The sequence below is a fragment of the Endozoicomonas sp. genome (assembly GCF_051008435.1).
Classification (GTDB): domain Bacteria; phylum Pseudomonadota; class Gammaproteobacteria; order Pseudomonadales; family Endozoicomonadaceae; genus Endozoicomonas_A.
The window spans coordinates 1-3,056 of the sequence record NZ_JBPCXO010000118.1 but is presented as its reverse complement, the minus strand read 5'-3'; the positions used below and the strand labels follow the sequence as shown (position 1 = coordinate 3,056).

Genomic DNA, 3,056 nt, shown 5'->3' with positions numbered 1-3,056 from the left:
AGCCAGTCAGGGAAAGAAACCGGGTATTGTTTTTGAAATATTCCAGGGCTTGCTGCGAACTCTCTTCTGCTTGGTACGGGCATTCGTTGTCGTCTGAATAGGTTGAACGACCAAAATCAGAGGCTTGGAGAGGCACGTTATGAATCAATACAAAGGCGGTTGCGATCAAGCATTGAAAGAGTAAATTGAAAAAGTCTTTGCAACACTTTGATTGACTCATAACGTGTTTTCCCTGAGGGTTCGAATTGAATCAGTGCTTAAGAGTAGTCAGGAATTCTTGACGGTCAAGACAGCAGAGAGACTGCCTGGAAAGCAAAAAACGGCAGTGAGTTATAGTCTTTCGCTGATATAAAAGTTACCAGACGCTTGCGCCTGTTCTAAAGCATGCCCTGCACAGAGCCATCAAACGACGGTTTTCTATTCAGGCATAATTTAGTTACAATATAACATCTTTTAGTTGCTAGCCCCCTTTGTCATGACCCATGTCCACCAGCCTCACGATCACCATGTCTGTATTCACTGCGCTGCTGGCAGGATCCGGGGTTGCCATAGTGGCAGGTCCCTTAGGCTGTTTTGTTGTCTGGAGGAAGATGGCCTATTTTGGCGACACTCTTGCTCATTCAGCACTTCTGGGCGTTGCTCTGGGATTGCTGCTCGACGTTGATCTTAACCTGGCCATTATTGTTTGCTCCCTGTTTCTTGCTGCTCTGCTGGTCTCTCTTCAGGAACAACAGAAAATGGCGTCAGACACGCTACTGGGGATTCTCGCACACAGTAGTTTGTCCCTGGGTCTTGTTGCTGTCAGCTTTGCCGAGAACGTTCGAATCGACATGATGTCCTATCTGTTCGGCGATATTCTGGCCACGGCACCAGAAGATCTGTTCTGGATATTTGGCGGAGGCGCCTTGGTTCTCATTACCCTGGCCTGCCTGTGGCGACCTCTTCTGGCGATGACCATTCATGCCGAGCTGGCCCAGGTTGAAGGGTTTCCGGTTCGAAGAACCAAGTTTATTCTGACATTGATGATGGCCCTGGTGATTGCCGTAGCCATGAAAATTGTCGGTGTACTGTTGATCACTTCCCTGATGATTATTCCTGCCGCGACTGCTCAGAGGTTTTCGAGAACACCGGAACAAATGGCAGTGACTGCCGGCATTATTGGTTTATTAAGTGTCGCAGGAGGTTTGGCCGCCTCATGGCAGCTGGATACACCGGCAGGGCCCTCCGTTGTTGTCTGCAGCTTCCTGATTTTTGTTTTAAGCCTGAACTTCAAGCGCAGCTAAATCATGGGCCAGTGCTTCTGGCCCATTCATTCTCCCAGGCATTCGATGCTCCAGCTATATCCAGACAGACGACACAGGCACAAGGCATAAAGGGCAAAATGGCTATTGCACCATCATCAACAATGAATCCTTTGCTTGGTTCGCCAGCACAGGCAGTAAGAGCCGGGAAAACTTTCTGAGTTTGCTGCGCCGTCCGTGGAAAACCTACACATTGACAGAAAATGCTCTGGCTTATCTGGAGGAGCGCAAGTATCCCGAGTTTGACGTATTTAAGCACAGCCAGTGCATGGATTCATGCAGAACGGGGGCTGGCCAAAGTCCATCCGGTTAATGATCAGCAGGCCATGGCCTAGAAGTGTTGCAGGACATGGTTCTGGGCCATCTACGATGACCTGAAAGCCTTCAAGGCTGAGCCTGACGAAGAAAAAGCGCTGAAGGTATGGCTGGGATTTCATGCGCTTATCCAGACCCAGACGTACTGCGAGCCTCTTCAGGACGCGCTGTCAGGGCTGGCCTTAATCGAAGAAGAGTTACTGCTGGTTTTGAAAGATCCAAGCTTACCGTTGCACAACAACCTGAGCGAGAGTCAGATACGTGAGTACGTCAAGCGACGAAAGGTCAGCGGCGGGACGAAGAGCGAAGCTGGGCGGCAATGTCGCGACACTTTTGCCAGCCTGAAGAAAACGTGTCGCCTGTATGGTCTTTCATTTTGGGACTATCTGACAGACAGACTAACAAGCAGTGGATCATTTCCAAGGCTGTCAGGCTTGATTGAAAAAGCGTCTCGCATTTTACCTTGTGGGCTTTGCAGTAGTTATTGAGTAACTACCTCCTGAATATATATGAAATTTTCGGAGATAGTTAGCAAGCTGTAATCATGAGTTATTCAATGGTTTCCAAGAAAAAAGTAACATCTTTTAACGGCATACTGAATCTCTTACCTGTCACCTTACCTTCAACATCAACCCAGTCAAAGGGTGGAGAAAGTTGGCATCCTCTTCCTATTTTTGTAGAAAAGCATAAAAAATATGATTCTTCGTTTTTATTACTACTGCTTTTACACACTAGTCTATGGGTCGCCATCTTATCTTTGTTAATATGGCGGCAACCAGCGGAGTTATCATAACCATATGGAGTTAAATATTGATCTCTTTCCAAGGCTTGGAATTCAACCATTAATTCCCAATTTGCCTGTAGCCAGATATCAAAAAAATATGGATTTTCATCCCAGTCTAAATGTTTTTGAACTTTGACAAACTGAGGCCAGCTGGACAACAGAAAACAACGAAAATTTCTAATTAACTCGTTTAGTGACATTGTCAGGTTACTCCATATATGGATATTTTTTCTTATTAAGGTTCCCTTTGTAATCTCGTGGTCTGTTGACATCCACATGATTGGGTTCTCTGAACTTACCGTAATCTACTGGGTCTATATGATATGATCGACCTGTATTTGGATTTACATACCCCCCACTCCTTTAAGAGGATCGGGTCCTGATTCGCGAAATCCTTTCTTTTTAAACATTTCATCAATTTCGTTAGCTGATTTATCCTTGAAAGGGTTTCTTATTCCCCGAGCCTTGGCCGAAGGCACAATCACCGAAGCCACCTTCAGCAACCCACTCAACTCATCCTTCAGGTTCTGGTCAAGGTAGGCCGCTTCGCGGCGACTTTTTGCCCAGTGCAGCCCTCCAACCTATGGGAAATACCCGTCATTTTCTTTTGTCTATCCTTACTGACTTTGATCCCGAGAACAGCAAAGGATAGAGCC

At 46.5% G+C, this 3,056-nt stretch carries 5 protein-coding genes; 2 read left to right on the top strand and 3 right to left on the bottom strand.

The window, feature by feature from the left end:
• Positions 1-220, bottom strand: a 220-nt coding sequence (locus ACR2PX_RS05430) for a hypothetical protein (protein ID WP_433998348.1), incomplete at its 3' end; no start/stop codon positions are given.
• A gap of 262 nt (positions 221-482) precedes the next feature.
• Between ACR2PX_RS05430 and znuB the strand changes: the two genes are divergently transcribed.
• The gene (znuB, locus tag ACR2PX_RS05425; protein WP_433998347.1) at positions 483-1,283 is read left to right on the top strand and encodes a zinc ABC transporter permease subunit ZnuB; all 801 of its coding nucleotides are present in this window, start codon (positions 483-485) and stop codon (positions 1,281-1,283) included.
• Positions 1,284-1,552: 269 nt separating this feature from the next.
• Here the strand turns inward: znuB and ACR2PX_RS05420 are convergent, their stop codons facing one another.
• Entirely contained in the window at positions 1,553-1,738 is a 186-nt protein-coding gene (locus ACR2PX_RS05420) for a hypothetical protein (RefSeq protein ID WP_433998346.1), read from the bottom strand.
• Between ACR2PX_RS05420 and ACR2PX_RS05415 the strand changes: the two genes are divergently transcribed.
• Positions 1,664-2,104 (top strand): IS66 family transposase, encoded by a 441-nt coding sequence (locus tag ACR2PX_RS05415; RefSeq protein ID WP_433998349.1) that lies wholly within the window; start codon positions 1,664-1,666, stop codon positions 2,102-2,104. The two genes, ACR2PX_RS05420 and ACR2PX_RS05415, sit on opposite strands and share 75 nt — an antisense overlap.
• 61 nt (positions 2,105-2,165) lie before the next feature.
• On the opposite strand, the gene ACR2PX_RS05410 is transcribed toward ACR2PX_RS05415, so the two are convergent.
• Positions 2,166-2,600, bottom strand: coding sequence for a hypothetical protein (locus tag ACR2PX_RS05410; RefSeq protein ID WP_433998345.1), 435 nt, complete (start codon positions 2,598-2,600; stop codon positions 2,166-2,168).
• Between the last annotated feature and the right edge of the window lie 456 nt (positions 2,601-3,056).

Excerpts from the sequence above, each read along its gene's own strand:
- znuB (WP_433998347.1), top strand. The coding sequence starts at position 483 with ATGTCCACCAGCCTCACGATCACCATGTCTGTATTCACTGCGCTGCTG.
- ACR2PX_RS05420 (WP_433998346.1), bottom strand. The coding sequence starts at position 1,738 with ATGAAATCCCAGCCATACCTTCAGCGCTTTTTCTTCGTCAGGCTCAGC.
- ACR2PX_RS05410 (WP_433998345.1), bottom strand. The coding sequence starts at position 2,600 with ATGTCACTAAACGAGTTAATTAGAAATTTTCGTTGTTTTCTGTTGTCC.